The sequence below is a fragment of the Micrococcus sp. HSID17227 genome, from assembly GCF_003989405.1.
Lineage (GTDB): Bacteria > Actinomycetota > Actinomycetes > Actinomycetales > Micrococcaceae > Micrococcus > Micrococcus luteus.
In genome coordinates, this window is sequence record NZ_RBLN01000448.1 from 1 (window position 1) to 972 (window position 972).

The 972-nt window shown below is 72.0% G+C and carries 2 protein-coding genes and 1 pseudogene; all 3 read left to right on the forward strand.

All coding sequences use genetic code 11. The features are described 5' to 3' along the window. Positions 1-29: 29 nt before the first annotated feature. Positions 30-83: pseudogene (locus D8M29_RS14285) on the forward strand (hypothetical protein); the annotation flags it as partial. A gap of 171 nt (positions 84-254) precedes the next feature. After that, positions 255-581 (forward strand): ferredoxin, encoded by a 327-nt coding sequence (fdxA, locus tag D8M29_RS14290; protein WP_036316465.1) that lies wholly within the window; start codon positions 255-257, stop codon positions 579-581. Positions 582-586: 5 nt separating this feature from the next. After that, positions 587-972 (forward strand): aminotransferase class I/II-fold pyridoxal phosphate-dependent enzyme (locus D8M29_RS12550; RefSeq protein WP_127446041.1); only part of this gene is annotated, 386 nt, incomplete at its 3' end.

Consider the following 972-nt stretch of genomic DNA (forward strand, 5'->3'; position numbering starts at 1 on the left):
AGGCCGGCCGCCCCCGCCGGGCCCTCGACGTGGACGATCGCGCGATCCCGCACGAGCTGGACCTGCTGCGCACCGCCGTGCACCTCGACAAGGGCTGCTACCGCGGTCAGGAGACCGTGGCGCGCGTGCACAACCTGGGCCGCCACGCGCCCCCGCCGGGCCACTGTGACCGCCCGCGAAACGCGTCCGGGGGAGCGAGTACCCTGGACCGCAGCCCCGCAACCCCGTGCCCAGAGAGAGGTGGACGGTCAGCCATGACCTACGTGATCGCGTTGCCGTGTGTGGACGTCAAGGACAAGGCGTGCATCGACGAATGCCCCGTGGACTGCATCTACGAGGGTGAGCGCATGCTCTACATCCACCCGGACGAATGCGTCGACTGCGGTGCGTGCGAGCCGGTGTGCCCCGTCGAGGCCATCTACTACGAGGACGACACCCCCGAGGAGTGGGCCGAGTACTACAAGGCCAACGTCGAGTTCTTCGACGACCTGGGCTCCCCGGGCGGCGCCGCCAAGCTGGGCATGATCGCCAAGGACCACCCGATCATCTCCGCTCTGCCCCTGCAGAACGCGGACGCCTGAGCCCCATGCTGACGCTGCCGGACTACCCGTGGGACACGCTCACCCCCTACCGTGAGCGTGCCGCCGCCCACCCGGACGGCGTCGCGGACCTGTCCATCGGCACGCCCGTGGATCCGACGCCGGCGCTAATCCGCCGGGCCCTGACCGAGGCCGCCGACGCGCACGGCTACCCGACGACGCACGGCACGGACGACCTGCGCCGCGCGGTCGTCGACTGGTACGCCCGGCGTCGCGGGGTGTCCGGGCTGGACCCGGCGGCCGTGGTGCCCACGGTCGGGTCCAAGGAGTTCATCGCGTGGCTGCCCACGCTGCTCGGGCTGGGCGCAGGCGACGTCGTCGTCCACCCCGAGGCCGCCTACCCCACCTATGCGGTGGGCGCGCTGCTGGCCGG

Excerpts from the sequence above, each read along its gene's own strand:
- fdxA (WP_036316465.1), top strand. The coding sequence starts at position 255 with ATGACCTACGTGATCGCGTTGCCGTGTGTGGACGTCAAGGACAAGGCG.